This window comes from Enterovirga aerilata (assembly GCF_013044135.1).
Taxonomy (GTDB): Bacteria; Pseudomonadota; Alphaproteobacteria; order Rhizobiales; family Beijerinckiaceae; genus Enterovirga; species Enterovirga aerilata.
In genome coordinates this window covers 464,242-477,520 of sequence record NZ_JABEPP010000001.1, presented here as the reverse complement: position 1 = coordinate 477,520, position 13,279 = coordinate 464,242, and the positions used below count along the sequence as shown (strand labels likewise).

Below are 13,279 nucleotides of genomic sequence, written 5' to 3'. Positions count from 1 at the left end.
GCGAGCGCGAGCTTAGCACATCTCCGCGAGGATCGCCGGGACCTCGTCGGGAATCTCGCGCGCCAGATAGCCGAGAAGCCCGCGCGATCGGGCGAGGCGGTTGCCGGCCTCGCCATGGAGATAGACCCCCCAGAGCGCAGCCCGGACCGGATCGGCGCCGCGCGCCATCAGGCCCGTGATGAAGCCCGCGAGCGTATCGCCCGAGCCCGAGGTTCCGAGCCCGACATTGCCGTGTCCGCATGACCAGGCTTCCCCGCCCGGCCCCGCGATGTAGGAGCAGGCGCCCTTCAGCACCACCACGGTGCCGTATTCCTGCGCCACCTCGCGCGCGACCGCGGCCGGGTCCGCCTCGATCTCCGCCTTGTCCCGCCCGAGCATGCCGGCCATCTCGCCGGCATGCGGGGTGACGACGATCCGGCCAGCGTGGCGCGCGAGGAGCTCCCGGTGGCGTTTGAGGCCCATCATGGCCGCAGCGTCCAGCACGAGAGGCAGGGCTTCCAGCCTCCGTAGCAGCGCCGCCACGAGTTCGCCGGTCGCCTCCTCGTCGAGGAGCCCCGGCCCGATCAGGACGGCGCTGCACTTGCCGGCATTCCCGGCAATGGTTTCCGCGGCCCCGGCCGCGATCGCGCCCGAGGGCGTCTCCGGCATCGCTACCGAGCGGGCCTCGGGCATGGCGGCTCCGAGATGAAAGGCGATGCTGGCGGGCACGTTGTACTGCAGCTTGCCGGCCCCGACCCGAAGCACGGCGGTACCGGCCAGGATGGCGGCGCCGATCAGTTCGCGGCTGCCTGCGACGACAAGGACGCGGCCGCGCTCCTCCTTGCCGCCCTCCCCGCTCGGGGACGGGATCGGCATCCGGGCCAGCGCCTCGCGGGTGACGGTCCTGATCACGAGGCGGCCGCGAGCTTCGCGTCTGGCTCGGAGGTCACGGGCGTGCCTTCCTCCTCCAGCGGGACGGTGAAGTTGTAGCGCTCGAGCCGCATTCCCCCGTCCTTTCCCATCGACGGATCGAAGCGGTACTCGGTGATGCCGCAATTGGCGACGTCGCCGGCGCGGTCGATCGCCAGGATCTGCTCCTCCGTCATGTTCTCGATCAGGTAGCGCATGCAGAGCACGATGACCTGGTGGCTCACCACCAGGACCCGGCGGCCGGCATGCCGGATGCCGATCGTGTCCAGCGCGCTCCGCAGCCGCAGGATCGCGTCGCACCAGCTCTCGCCCCCCGGCGGCCGGTGGTAGAACTTGCCCAGGATGCGGCGGAACTCCGCCTGCTCCGGATAGCGCTCGCGGATGCCGACCGTGGTCAGCCGGTCGAGGATGCCGAACTCCTTCTCGCGCAGGCGCTCGTCGAGGAGCAGCTGGTGCTCCGGATCATAGGCGCCGAGCTCCGCCATGATCTCGGCCGTGCGCCGCGCCCGGCGGTAGGGCGAGGCGAGGACGACCTCGGGCCGTTCCTGCGGCGGCATGGCCGCAAACCAGCGCCCGATCGAGCGGGACTGGCGCTCGCCGAGGGCCGAGAGATCGACGTCGACGTCCCGCTCGGCGATGTCGATCCAGGCGAGGCCGGCCTCCGTCGCGGCCGCGCGCGCGACGTTCCCGGCGCTCTCGCCGTGCCGGACGATCCATAACCGCTCGGGCCAACCATGCTGCATGAGGGCTCCCCGACAGACGGGGCCGCAACCGCCGAGCCGGCCTTGCTGTTCCCGGCCTCCGCCGCCTGAGCCTTCCGGATGCGCGGCGCGATGCTTATGTCTATAAGGCCGGCCAAAGCGGGCGACGCTGCCCGGCCCCCAAGACACGATCGGTTACAGGTCCGCGATGCTCGGTGCTCTCGCCAAGAAGATCTTTGGCTCCGCCAACGACAGGCGGCTCAAGACCTATGCTCCGAGGGTCGCGGCCATCAACGCCCTCGAGCCCGAGCTCGCTTCCCTCTCCGACGAGCAGCTCCGCGGGCGGACGGACGAGCTGAAGGCCGAGCTCGCATCCGGCAAGACGCTCGACGACATCCTGGTCCCGGCCTTCGCGACGGTGCGCGAGGCGGCCAAGCGCACGCTCGGCCAGCGGCATTTCGACGTCCAGCTCATCGGCGGCATGGTGCTGCACGAGGGCGCCATCTCGGAGATGAAGACCGGCGAGGGCAAGACGCTGGTCGCCACCCTTCCCGTCTACCTGAACGCGCTCTCGGGCAAGGGCGTCCATGTCGTCACGGTGAACGACTATCTGGCCACCCGCGACGCCGAATGGATGGGACAGATCTACCGCTTCCTGGGGCTTTCGGTCGGCACGATCGTGCACGGGCTCGACGACGACCAGCGCCGCGCGGCCTATGCCTGCGACATCACCTACGGGACCAACAACGAGTACGGGTTCGACTACCTGCGCGACAACATGAAGTACGACTTCGCGCAGATGGTCCAGCGCGGGCACAATTTCGCGATCGTGGACGAGGTGGACTCGATCCTGATCGACGAGGCCCGCACGCCGCTCATCATCTCGGGCCCGATCGACGACCGCTCCGACCTCTATCTCGCCATCGACGAGATCGTCCCGCGGCTGGCGCGCGAGGATTACGATCTCGACGAGAAGCAGCGCGCGGTGTCGCTGAACGAGAGCGGCAACGAGAAGATCGAGGGCTGGCTGCGCGAGGCGGGGCTCCTGAAGGAGGGCGACCTCTACGACGCCGCCAACATCACGCTGGTGCACCACGTGAACCAGGCGCTGCGCGCGCACAAGCTGTTCCAGCGCGACAAGGACTACATCGTCAGGAACGGCGAGGTCGTCATCATCGACGAGTTCACCGGCCGCATGATGCCCGGCCGGCGCTATTCGGAAGGCCAGCACCAGGCGCTCGAGGCCAAGGAGCGCGTCCAGGTCCAGCCCGAGAACCAGACGCTCGCCTCCATCACCTTCCAGAACTACTTCCGGCTCTACGAGAAGCTCGCCGGCATGACGGGCACCGCCTCGACGGAAGCCGACGAGTTCCAGGAGATCTACAACCTGGAGGTCGTGGAGATCCCGACCAACCGGCCGGTCCAGCGCCTCGACGAGGACGACGAGGTCTACCGGACGGCCGGCGAGAAGTACAAGGCGATCATCCGCGAGATCACCGAAGCATCCAAGCGCGGCCAGCCGACGCTCGTCGGCACGACCTCCATCGAGAAGTCGGAATACCTGGCCGAGCTCCTGAAGGAGGACGGCTTCCGGCAGATCGACTTCGCCGATCCGAACGCGCTGGAGCCGCTCTACGACGCCGCCCGGAGGGGGGAGCACCGCAAGATCTTCGCCGTGCTGAACGCGCGCTTCCACGAGCAGGAGGCGCATATCGTGGCCCAGGCCGGCGTGCCCGGCATGATCACGATCGCCACCAACATGGCGGGGCGCGGCACCGACATCCAGCTCGGCGGCAACGCCAAGATGCGCATCGAACAGGAGCTCGGCCCGGCCGGCGGCGATATGCCGGCCGAGGAGCGGGCGCGCCGCCAGGCCGAGATCGAGGCCGAGGTCGCGCGCTTCAAGGAGAAGGCGCTCGCCGCGGGCGGCCTCTACGTTCTCGGCACCGAGCGGCACGAATCCCGCCGCATCGACAACCAGCTCCGCGGCCGTTCCGGCCGCCAGGGAGATCCCGGCCGGTCGAAGTTCTACCTGTCGCTCCAGGACGACCTGATGCGGATCTTCGGGTCCGAGCGCATGGACGGCATGCTGACCAAGCTCGGCCTGAAGGAGGACGAGGCGATCGTCCATCCCTGGATCAACCGCGCGGTCGAGAAGGCGCAGCAGAAGGTGGAGGCGCGGAACTTCGACATCCGCAAGAACATCCTCAAGTACGACAACGTCATGAACGACCAGCGCAAGGTCGTCTTCGAGCAGCGCCGCGAGTTCATGGCCCGCGAGAGCGTGCGCGACGAGGTGGACGAGATGCGCCACGGCGTCATCGACGACCTCGTCGCCCGGCACATCCCGGAAGGCGCCTATCCGGAACAATGGGACACGGCCGGCCTGAAGGAAGCGGTGGCGCATGTCCTCAACCTCGACGCTCCCGTCGAGGAATGGGCGAAGGAGGAGGGCATCGCGGAGGACGAGATCCGCGACCGGCTCCGCAAGCTCTCCGACGAGGCGTACCAGAGCCGGGTGGAGCGCAACACGCCGGAGGTGATGACCTATGTCGAGAAGCAGGTGCTGCTGCAATCGCTCGACGGCCTCTGGCGCGAGCACCTCGTCACGCTCGACCATCTGCGGCAGGTGATCGGCTGGCGCGGCTACGCGCAGCGCGATCCGCTGAACGAGTACAAGAGCGAGGCCTTCGATCTCTTCAACCAGATGATCGGGCATCTGCGGGAGCAGGTCACCGGCCAGCTGATGCGGGTCGAGATCGTGTTCCAGGAACCGGAACCCGAGGGGCTTCCGCCGATGTTCGCGGAGCATCTCGATCCGGCGACCGGCGAGAACGAGTTCGCCGCCGGGCACGCCACGGGCTCTTCCGGTGGCGGAGGCCCTGCCCTCGGCTTCGCTGCCGCCGGGATGAGCGCCGACACCGCCGTGCTGGAACGCGATCCGCACGATCCGACGACCTGGGGCCGCGTCGGCCGCAACGAGCCCTGCCCCTGCGGCTCGGGCAAGAAGTACAAGCACTGCCACGGCCGGTTCACGGCCTGAGCCCGGGGCGCCCCCGGGTCGCGACCGCGCGGTAGCTCCCGGGCGCACGGCAGAGCGTCTGACTTGACCCGCTCCTCGCACCGAGAGAGACGCGTGCGCCGGTGACCTCCTTCTGGCTCGCGCTCCTCGCCAAGATGGTGGCGAGCGCCGCCGTGGTAGTGGCGGCATCGCTCGTGGTCGAGCGCTCCGGTCCGGTGATCGGAGCGCTCGTCGCGACCCTGCCCATCTCCGCCGGTCCCGCCTTCGCGTTTCTCGCCCTCGACCATTCGCCCGAGTTCCTGGCCCGGTCGACGCTCGCGAGCCTGGCGGTGAATGCCGGCACCGCTCCCTTCATCCTGCTCTACGCCTCCCTTGCGCAGCGCTTCGGGCTGCTCGTCAGCCTGGGAGCGGCCCTCCTGGTATGGTCCGGCCTGGCCGCTGCGTTGTCCGTCCTGGCTCCCGGGATCGGGACAGCCGCGGCGCTGAACGCCCTGTCCTATGGCGGCGCCTACCTCCTGTCGCACCCCTATCGGCGGGCGGCGCGGCCGGTCAGGGCCCCCGCCCGCTGGTGGGACCTGCCGGCGCGTGCCGCGACCGTGATGGGGCTCGCGGCGACCGTCGTCCTTGCCGGGCGCTGGCTCGGGCCGCAGGCCGCCGGGATCGCGGCCCTGCTTCCGGTGGTGCTGACGAGCCTGGTCCTCGTCCTCCATCCCCGCATCGGCGGCCCCGCGACGGCCGCCGTCCTGGCGAACAGCATCCCCGGAATGGTGGGCTTCACGACCGCCCTTGCGATCCTTCACCTGACCGTCGTGCCGCTCGGCTCGGCGGCCGCGCTCCTCCTGGCGCTGGCGATCTGCATCGGCTGGAATGCGGGGCTCCTCGCCATGACGCTCCGGTCCGCCCGGCGTACCCGAGCAGGCCGGTCCTCGTCGGCGAGGTGAGAGTCAGGCGACCACGAACGCGAATTCCGCATGGCCATCGCGCCACCGGTCGCGGGGACCGAAGTCTCCCGGAGCATGCGTCGGAAGTCGGCCGGCCGGCAGGCCCGATGGAGAGGTCGGTCAGCCCCCGCGGGCGTCGTCCTGGCCAGGGAAGGGACGAGGACGTCGTCGACTTGGCCCTTCAGGAACGCGTCACGACGGTGGTCTGGCTTCAGGGCGGCAGCGCCCGGACACAGGTTCCGCTGGCCAGGATGGATGTCTCCGGCCCAAGATCCTCTCCCGCCTGGAGGCAGGCGAGCTTCTGATCGAAGCTCGGTGAGCCCTCAGGCCGGGATGCGCTCCTCGGCCTCGCTGGGCTCCCGCAGCACGTAGCCACGGCCCCAGACCGTCTCGATGTAGTTCTTGCCCTGGCTGGCGTTGGCGAGCTTCTTCCGGAGCTTGCAGATGAAGACGTCGATGATCTTCAGCTCGGGCTCGTCCATCCCGCCATAGAGATGGTTGAGGAACATCTCCTTCGTCAGCGTCGTGCCCTTCCGGAGCGAGAGGAGTTCCAGCATCTGGTACTCCTTGCCCGTGAGATGGACGCGCGAGCCCGCGACCTCGACCGTCTTGGTGTCCAGGTTCACGATGAGGTCGCCCGTCGTGATGACCGATTGGGCGTGGCCCTTCGAGCGGCGCACGATGGCGTGGATGCGGGCGACGAGCTCGTCCTTGTGGAACGGCTTGGTCAGGTAATCGTCGGCCCCGAAGCCGAGCCCCTTCACCTTGTCCTCGATCCCGGCCATGCCCGACAGGATGAGGATAGGTGTCTTGACCTTCGCGACGCGCAGGGTGCGCAGCACCTCGTAGCCCGACATGTCGGGCAGGTTCAGGTCGAGCAGGATGATGTCGTAATCGTAGAGCTTGCCGAGATCGATGCCCTCCTCGCCGAGATCCGTCGTGTAGACGTTGAAGTTCTCGGACTTGAGCATCAGCTCGATGGAGCGCGCCGTCGCGCTGTCGTCTTCGACGAGGAGTACGCGCATAGAGATCCCCAGCCTAGCCCCAAGGCCAACGGGCTTAGAATACCGGCCCGCCGCCGCCGCCCACGCTGCGACCGGACCGCTCGGATTCGACTCAAAGACGCTAGGCTCGCTTGGTTAACAAAGCCTGATTCCACCGCGCAAGGGCGGCCGGGACACGCTCGTGTCCCATCGGCCCTGCGCCTGTCCTCAGGCGGGTCAACCGCCAAGCGCCCGGTCGGATCCGGGCTCGCGCCACCTTCGCGACGCGATGGCCGCAGTGTTAACGGGACAGGTAAACAGGAGGTTTAGACGATCGTGACATCCTCCCGGATCGAAAAGGCAATCTCGGCCCTGCAGGGAGTCGAACCCTTCCGGGTCTTCGGCCGCGTGGCCGGGGTGCGGGGCCTGCTCGTGGAGATCGCCGGGCCGGTCGGGGCGATGCAGGTGGGCGGCCGCATCGACATCCAGGTCGATGGAGGAAGCGAGATCGCCTGTGAAGTCATCGGCTTTTCGGGCGACCGGGCGCTCGCCATGCCGTTCGGCTCGCTTCAGGGCGTGCGGCGGGGCTGCGAGGCGCGGGTCAGCGCCGCGGCGCCCGGGATCAGGCCGAGTCCGGCCTGGCTCGGGCGCGTCGTCGACGGGCTCGGGCGCCCGCTCGACGGCAGGGGCCCGCTGCCGAAGGGCGCAGTCCTCTACCCGTTCCGGGCTGACCCGCCTCCGGCCCATAGCCGCCGGCGCGTCGGCGCGCCGCTCGATCTCGGCGTGCGCGCGATCAACACCTTCATCACGGCCGCACGCGGCCAGCGCATGGGCATCTTCGCGGGTTCGGGCGTCGGCAAGTCGGTGCTGCTGTCAATGATGGCGCGCGCGACGGAGGCGGATGTCGCCGTGATCGGGCTCGTCGGCGAGCGCGGCCGCGAGGTGCAGGAATTCCTGCAGGACGACCTCGGAGAGGAAGGGCTCGCGCGCTCGGTCGTCGTGGTCGCCACCTCCGACGAGCCCGCGCTCATGCGCCGCAACGCCGCCTATCTGACGCTTTGCCTGTCCGAGTATTTCCGCGACGGCCGCCGCTCGGTCCTGTGCATGATGGATTCGGTGACGCGCTTCGCCATGGCCCAGCGCGACATCGGGCTCGCGGCCGGCGAGCCGCCGACGGCCAAGGGTTATACGCCGACCGTGTTCGGCGAGCTGCCGCGGCTGCTGGAGCGGGCGGGGCCGGGCTCGGGCGAGGGCACGATCACCGGGCTCTTCACCGTCCTGGTGGAAGGCGACGACCACAACGAGCCGGTCGCCGACGCCGTGCGCGGCATCCTCGACGGCCACATCGTCATGGAGCGGTCCATCGCCGAGCGCGGCCGCTATCCGGCCATCAACGTCCTGCGCTCGGTCTCCCGGACGATGCCGCGCTCCTGCGATCCCGAGTTCTGGCCCGTCGTGCAGAAGGCCAGGCAGGTTCTCGCGACCTATTCCGATATGGAGGAGCTGATCCGGCTCGGCGCGTACAAGAGCGGCTCTTCGGCCGAGGTGGACGAGGCCGTAGCCTTGATGCCACAGCTCGAGGCCTTCCTCGGCCAGCGTAAGGAAGAGTCAACCTCCATACGGGATGGTTACCGTCGCCTCGCCGAGATTCTGGGCGCGCGGTCATGACGCCCGACGACGAGGCTCGCGTGCGGAGTACATTGATCCATGAAGTCGCGGGAGACGCTTATCCGCCTGAAACGCTTCCAGCTCGATGAGAAGCGCCGGCGGGTCGCGCAGATCGAGGGGATGATTGCCGAGTTCGACCGCATGGCGGCCGATCTCGATCGGGAGGTCGCCGCCGAAGAGCAGCGCTCGGGGATTACCGACGTCGCCCATTTCGCCTACTCGACCTATGCCAAGGCCGCCCGGACCCGGCGGGACAACCTGAAGCGCTCGGCCGACGAATTGAAGAGCCAGCTCGAGGACGCCCAGGCGGAACTCGGCGAAGCCTTCGAGGCGCTGAAGAAGGTCGAGATCCTGGAGAACCGCGAACGCTCGGCCGAACGGGCCGTCGAATCGGCCCGGGACCAGGCGGCCATGAACCAGCTCGGGCTCGCCCGGGCGATGCGGGCATGAGCCGGAGCGCCTGGCTCACACGATCGGGACGTCCGGCGCCGCATCGCGCGGCAGCCCGCCCGTGAGGCGCGGATCGTCCGCGACCTCCAGCGCCCGGCGATAGGGCACGAAGCCCACCGACAGGTAGAACCTGACCGCGGCCGGATGATCCAGCGTGCAGGTATGCAGCCAGAGCCGCGAGATCGGACGCGCGAAGGCGCGCCGGATCGCTTCGGCGGCGAGTTGCCGGCCGAGACCACGTCCGATGGCGCCCGGCACGAGGCCGAGAAAGGCGAGTTCGCACTCGCCCGCCTTTCGGAAGTCGAGCTCCAGGATTCCGGCATCCGCGCCATCCGCCACATAGGCGAGGGCCTCGACCGCCGGATCGTCGATGATGGCGCGGAGCTGCGCGTCCGAGAGCGCGGCGCGGCTGAACCAGAGCCATGGCCGCCCGACCTCGGCAAAGAGCCGGCGGTAGCGGCCGAGGTCGCCCCGGAGCGGCGCGAACCTTCCCGACCGCGCCCCCGCGGGCTGCCTCGGCGGACGCGTCATCTGCAGATAGGTCGCCACCGCCGCGATCTTGCCCGGGGGCAGCTCCAGGAAGCCGGGCACCTCGGGCTGGCCGTCCGGGCGGGGGCGTGGCGACACTGCGATGTCCTTGGATCGGAAGGGAACACGAAGGCCTGCGCGAACCTATGCCTCCCGCCGGCATTGGCCAATGCCTTCGGATGACGAGCGACACGGAGCGCCACCGACACGTGCCATCGCGCCTTCCCCATTCGGACGAGGGTCCCGCCCTCGCCGCCCGCCTTCTCGCCGCCCCGGGCGAGCCCGCGCTCGAACTGATCGAGGCGGAGCCGGACGGGAGCGCCGGCGGCGCGCCGCTGCTCTTCGTCCACGGCGCCTTCGCGGGCGCATGGTGCTGGGCGGAGCACGCCCTGCCCTTCTTCGGGCGGCGCGGAAGGCGGGCGGCCGCCGTGAGCCTGCGCGGCCATGGCGGAAGCGACGGGCGCGACCGGCTGCGGCGCTCGGGCCTGGACGACATGCTCCGCGACGTCCGGCGCGCGGTCGAGGCGATGCCCGAGCCGCCGGTCGTGATCGGCCACTCCCTCGGGGGCTACCTCGCACAGCTCCTCATCGGCAGCGCCAGGATGCGGGCGCTCGTTCTCGTCGGCTCGCTGCCGCCGGACGGGATGGCGCTGGTCGGCCCGCGCCTCGCCATGACGGAGACGAGGATCTGGTCGGAAGCGCTGGCCGCGACGCTCGCGAATTCCCGCGCCGCCATCGACCTCGCCGGCCTCGAGATCCTGTTCGGCGAGGGTGTGCCGCGCGAGGAGGCGCTGCGCTACGGCGCACGCCTGATCCCGGAATCGCCGCGCGCGCTGGCGGAGGCGCATCTGCCGCGGCCGGTACTCCCCGCCTTCCTTGCAGGACTGCCGACCCTCGTCCTGAACGGAGCGGCCGACCGGCTCGTCTGGCCCGCCACGGCCTTCCGCACCGCGCTCTATCACGGCGCCGGGCACCGGCTTTTCGAGGCGGGCGGCCACTTCCTCATGCTCGATCCCTGCGCCGAAGCCGTGGCGCGGCACATCCTGGAATGGCTCGCGCGCCGCGACTTGTGACTTTTTGGCCTTTCGTCACATCCCTGCCCGGCTTGCGAGGATATGTCCGCTCGGGCACAGAGGCCGGGCTTCGCGCCGGCCACGAGGCCCGGCCGGCCCGGACGAGTGAATGAAGAACGTCAAGGAATTCATCTGGCCGATCATCGGCCTCGCCGCCGTCGTCATCTCCTGCTGGCTGCTCTACCGGGAGCTGCGCGGCATCTCGCTCGTCGACGTCTGGACGAGCCTGGTCTCGATCCCGCCGCACCGCTACGCGCTCGCCTTCGGCTCGACCCTCCTCGCCTATGCCGCGCTCGCCTGGTACGACCGCATCGCGCTGCTGCATCTCGGCGTGCGCCACATCTCGTGGTTCTTCATCTCCGTGACGTCGTTCACGACCTACGCGCTCTCCCACAATATCGGCGCGTCGGTGTTCTCCGGGGCGCTCGTCCGATACCGCGCCTACACGTCCAAGGGGCTCTCGGCCGCGCAGGTCGCCGTCCTGGTCGCCCTGTGCTCCTTCACGTTCGGGCTCGGCACCATCCTGCTCAGCGGCGCCGTGCTCGTCATCGAACCGGACCTCCTGACCAGGGTCGCCGACCGTGTCCCGGCGATGCTGGCCAATCCCACCACGGCCCGGATCATCGGCTTCGTCTTCCTGGCCTTCGTCGCCCTCTACGTCCTCGGCTCGCTGCTGCACCTGCGGCCGGTCACGATCCGCAACTTCACGCTCGCCTATCCGCGGCCGCCCATCATGTGGCGGCAGATCATCGCCGCGCCGCTGGAGCTCATCGGCGCCGCCGGCATCATCTATTTCGCCCTGCCGGAAGCCGCCAATCCCGGATTCCTGATCGTGCTGGGCGCGTTCCTCGCCGCCTTCTCGGCCGCGCTGGTCAGCCATGCGCCGGGCGGGCTCGGCGTGCTGGAGCTGGTCTTCGTGGCGATGATGCCGGACGTCCCGCAGGCGGACGTGCTCGCCGCGCTGCTCGTCTTCCGTCTTTTCTACCTGCTCCTGCCCTTCGCGATGGCGCTCCTGGTCGTGCTCCTGTTCGAGCGCGCCCGGCTGGCGAAAGCCTGGCGCGACCGGATGCCCGCCACCATTCCGCCCGTTCCGCCGCCCCCGCCGTGACCGGCGCGGCCCGCCGCCCCGGCCCGCAGCACCGGTTCCGCCGCGCCGCCTTGGGCCTGTCGACGCTCTTCGGGCGGACGCGCGGCTTCTTCATCCCGTACCGCTACGCGGCCTCCGCGCGGCCGGAACCCTATCCGGCGCTGGAGCCGGCCTTCCTCGGCGCGGAAGGGTTCTTTCGCGACGTGCTGGCCGCCGCCGACGGCTATCGCCCGGACATCCTCCGCATCCTCCGCGGCGACGGACCCGCCCGCTTCGACCAGGACTGGTTCCCGCGCCTCGACGCGGTCGCCGCCTACGCCATGGTTCGCCGGCACCGGCCGGCCCGCATCGTCGAGATCGGATCGGGACACTCGACGCGATTCCTGGCGCGGGCTGTCGCCGACGGCGGGCTCGCGACCGCGATCGCGGCGATCGATCCTGCGCCCCGCGCCTCGCTCGCCTCCCTCGCCGACCAGGGCGTGCGGCACGAGCCGTCCCTCCTGCGCGACGCGGATCCGGCCCTCTTCGCCGCGCTCGCGCCGGGCGACGTGCTCTTCGTCGATTCGAGCCATGTCGCCATGCCGGGCACGGACGTGGACCGCATCGCCGGCGACATCCTCCCGCGCCTGCCGGCGGGCGTCCTGGTCCATGTCCACGACATCCTGCTGCCGGATGCCTATCCGCCCGAATGGGCCTGGCGCGGCTACAACGAAGCGACGGTCTTGGCCGCCCTGATCGGATCCGGCGGCTGGGACATCCTCTTCTCCAGCCACTGGGTCGCGTCCCGTCGCGCCGACTGGCTCGCCGGCGGGATCTGCGCCGAGCTTCCGCTTCCGCCCGGCGCGCGCGAGACCAGCCTCTGGCTCAGGAAGCGCTGACCTTGTCGGGCTGCACGACGAGGGCGGTCGCCGCGAGCATGATGGCCATGCCGACACCTTCCCAGAGGCCGAAGCTCTCGCCGGCCCAGATCACCCCGACCGCGACCGCGATGACCGGGCTCACGAAGGCGTAGAGCCCGGCCCGGAAGGCGCCCCATTCGCGCAGAAGCCAGAGATAGACCGAGAAGCCGACGAGCGAGCCGCCGAGGACGAGGAAGCCGAGGCCGGCGAGGCCCCGCCCCGAGAACAGGGCCGCGAGCGCGCCCGCGCCGACCCGCTCGGCCGCCAGCGAGATCGCCAGAAGCGAGATCCCGCCGATCAGCGTCTGCCAGAATGCGACGGCCACCGGCGGCATCTCGCGCACGAGCGGCTTCGAGACGATGGCGCCCCAGGCATAGGACAGGGTCGCGACCACGACGGCGGCAAGGCCGAGCCCCACCTGCGTACCCTCGCGCGCCGCGTCGCCGGTCCGGGTCGAGAAGAGGAGCACGAGCCCGACCGCGCCCAAAGCCACGGCCGCGATCCGGCGTGCCGAGATCGTCTCCTCGCCGTAGAGCGCCCCGACGAGCATGGAGAGGACCGGGATGAGCGAGAGGTTGACGATGGCCGCAAGTCCGGTCGGCGAATGCGCCACGCCCCAGAACAGGAAGCTGTAGCAGCCCGTGTTCACGAGGAGCGAGGCGACGACCAGCCGCGATGCCTGTCCTGTCGCCAGCCTCACGCGCGCCAGCAGGCACCAGGCCCCGAAGAACAGCGAGGCGAGGACGAGCCGGATCCCCGCCACGAAGACCGGCGGGGCGGCGTCGGTGGCCCATTTGGCCGAGATCCAGGTCAGCCCCCAGACGATCGCCATCGCCAGGAAGGCGAGGAACCGGAGGAGTTGCGCCGTGCCGGGCCTGCCTTCGATCGCGTTCATCATGCGACGAGAGGCACTTGGGATGCGGGCGTCAAGCGATTGATGGAGAAGTGAAGGATCAGTTAAGATGATGAGACGCGTGGGTTTGGGGGAGCTCGCGGACGCGACGACGAACGCGAAGGA

General features: G+C 69.9%; 12 protein-coding genes. 7 read left to right on the top strand and 5 right to left on the bottom strand.

Annotated features, from left to right (window positions below; genetic code table 11):
• Positions 1 to 12 precede the first annotated feature (12 nt).
• Both HJG44_RS02330 and HJG44_RS02325 read right to left on the bottom strand, forming a co-directional pair.
• A complete protein-coding gene (locus tag HJG44_RS02330) occupies positions 13 to 891 on the bottom strand; it encodes an NAD(P)H-hydrate dehydratase (protein WP_346767071.1) in 879 nt (292 codons plus the stop codon).
• Positions 888 to 1,652: a histidine phosphatase family protein gene (locus tag HJG44_RS02325; RefSeq protein ID WP_171216711.1), complete on the bottom strand. Its 765-nt coding sequence runs from the start codon at positions 1,650 to 1,652 to the stop codon at positions 888 to 890. The genes HJG44_RS02330 and HJG44_RS02325 overlap by 4 nt, the downstream gene beginning before the upstream one ends.
• 166 nt (positions 1,653 to 1,818) lie before the next feature.
• Here HJG44_RS02325 and secA point away from each other — a divergent pair, with 166 nt between their 5' ends.
• Both secA and HJG44_RS02315 read left to right on the top strand, forming a co-directional pair.
• Positions 1,819 to 4,653 (top strand): preprotein translocase subunit SecA, encoded by a 2,835-nt coding sequence (secA, locus tag HJG44_RS02320; RefSeq protein WP_171216710.1) that lies wholly within the window; start codon positions 1,819 to 1,821, stop codon positions 4,651 to 4,653.
• A gap of 101 nt (positions 4,654 to 4,754) precedes the next feature.
• Positions 4,755 to 5,573 carry a hypothetical protein gene (locus HJG44_RS02315; RefSeq protein WP_346767070.1) on the top strand — a complete coding sequence of 273 codons (819 nt, stop codon included), beginning with the start codon at positions 4,755 to 4,757 and terminating at the stop codon, positions 5,571 to 5,573.
• Positions 5,574 to 5,896: 323 nt separating this feature from the next.
• Here HJG44_RS02315 and ctrA read toward each other — a convergent pair whose 3' ends face one another.
• Positions 5,897 to 6,598, bottom strand: coding sequence for a response regulator transcription factor CtrA (ctrA, locus tag HJG44_RS02310; RefSeq protein WP_171216709.1), 702 nt, complete (start codon positions 6,596 to 6,598; stop codon positions 5,897 to 5,899).
• 294 nt (positions 6,599 to 6,892) lie between these two features.
• On the opposite strand from ctrA, the gene fliI reads away from it, so the two are divergent.
• Both fliI and fliJ read left to right on the top strand, forming a co-directional pair.
• On the top strand, positions 6,893 to 8,224 hold the full coding sequence (gene fliI / locus HJG44_RS02305; protein ID WP_346767069.1) for a flagellar protein export ATPase FliI: 1,332 nt from the start codon (positions 6,893 to 6,895) through the stop codon (positions 8,222 to 8,224).
• 39 nt (positions 8,225 to 8,263) lie between these two features.
• Positions 8,264 to 8,674 (top strand): flagellar export protein FliJ, encoded by a 411-nt coding sequence (fliJ, locus tag HJG44_RS02300; protein ID WP_171216708.1) that lies wholly within the window; start codon positions 8,264 to 8,266, stop codon positions 8,672 to 8,674.
• Between the two features lie 15 nt (positions 8,675 to 8,689).
• Here the strand turns inward: fliJ and HJG44_RS02295 are convergent, their stop codons facing one another.
• The gene (locus HJG44_RS02295) at positions 8,690 to 9,301 is read right to left on the bottom strand and encodes a GNAT family N-acetyltransferase (protein ID WP_346767068.1); all 612 of its coding nucleotides are present in this window, start codon (positions 9,299 to 9,301) and stop codon (positions 8,690 to 8,692) included.
• A gap of 110 nt (positions 9,302 to 9,411) precedes the next feature.
• On the opposite strand from HJG44_RS02295, the gene HJG44_RS02290 reads away from it, so the two are divergent.
• The 3 genes from HJG44_RS02290 to HJG44_RS02280 all read left to right on the top strand — a co-directional run bounded on the left by HJG44_RS02290 (position 9,412) and on the right by HJG44_RS02280 (position 12,240).
• Positions 9,412 to 10,275: an alpha/beta hydrolase gene (locus HJG44_RS02290; RefSeq protein ID WP_346767067.1), complete on the top strand. Its 864-nt coding sequence runs from the start codon at positions 9,412 to 9,414 to the stop codon at positions 10,273 to 10,275.
• A 109-nt stretch (positions 10,276 to 10,384) separates the two neighbouring features.
• Positions 10,385 to 11,383 carry a lysylphosphatidylglycerol synthase domain-containing protein gene (locus tag HJG44_RS02285; RefSeq protein WP_171216706.1) on the top strand — a complete coding sequence of 333 codons (999 nt, stop codon included), beginning with the start codon at positions 10,385 to 10,387 and terminating at the stop codon, positions 11,381 to 11,383.
• A complete protein-coding gene (locus tag HJG44_RS02280) occupies positions 11,380 to 12,240 on the top strand; it encodes a class I SAM-dependent methyltransferase (RefSeq protein WP_346767066.1) in 861 nt (286 codons plus the stop codon). Before HJG44_RS02285 ends, HJG44_RS02280 begins: the two co-directional genes overlap by 4 nt.
• Here the strand turns inward: HJG44_RS02280 and HJG44_RS02275 are convergent.
• Positions 12,227 to 13,159 (bottom strand): DMT family transporter, encoded by a 933-nt coding sequence (locus HJG44_RS02275; RefSeq protein ID WP_246735996.1) that lies wholly within the window; start codon positions 13,157 to 13,159, stop codon positions 12,227 to 12,229. The genes HJG44_RS02280 and HJG44_RS02275 overlap by 14 nt on opposite strands.
• Positions 13,160 to 13,279: the final 120 nt, after the last annotated feature.

Coding starts and splice junctions, on each gene's coding strand:
- HJG44_RS02325 (WP_171216711.1), bottom strand. CDS start 1,652: ATGCAGCATGGTTGGCCCGAGCGGTTATGGATCGTCCGGCACGGCGAG.
- secA (WP_171216710.1), top strand. CDS start 1,819: ATGCTCGGTGCTCTCGCCAAGAAGATCTTTGGCTCCGCCAACGACAGG.
- ctrA (WP_171216709.1), bottom strand. CDS start 6,598: ATGCGCGTACTCCTCGTCGAAGACGACAGCGCGACGGCGCGCTCCATC.
- fliJ (WP_171216708.1), top strand. CDS start 8,264: ATGAAGTCGCGGGAGACGCTTATCCGCCTGAAACGCTTCCAGCTCGAT.
- HJG44_RS02285 (WP_171216706.1), top strand. CDS start 10,385: ATGAAGAACGTCAAGGAATTCATCTGGCCGATCATCGGCCTCGCCGCC.
- HJG44_RS02275 (WP_246735996.1), bottom strand. CDS start 13,159: ATGATGAACGCGATCGAAGGCAGGCCCGGCACGGCGCAACTCCTCCGG.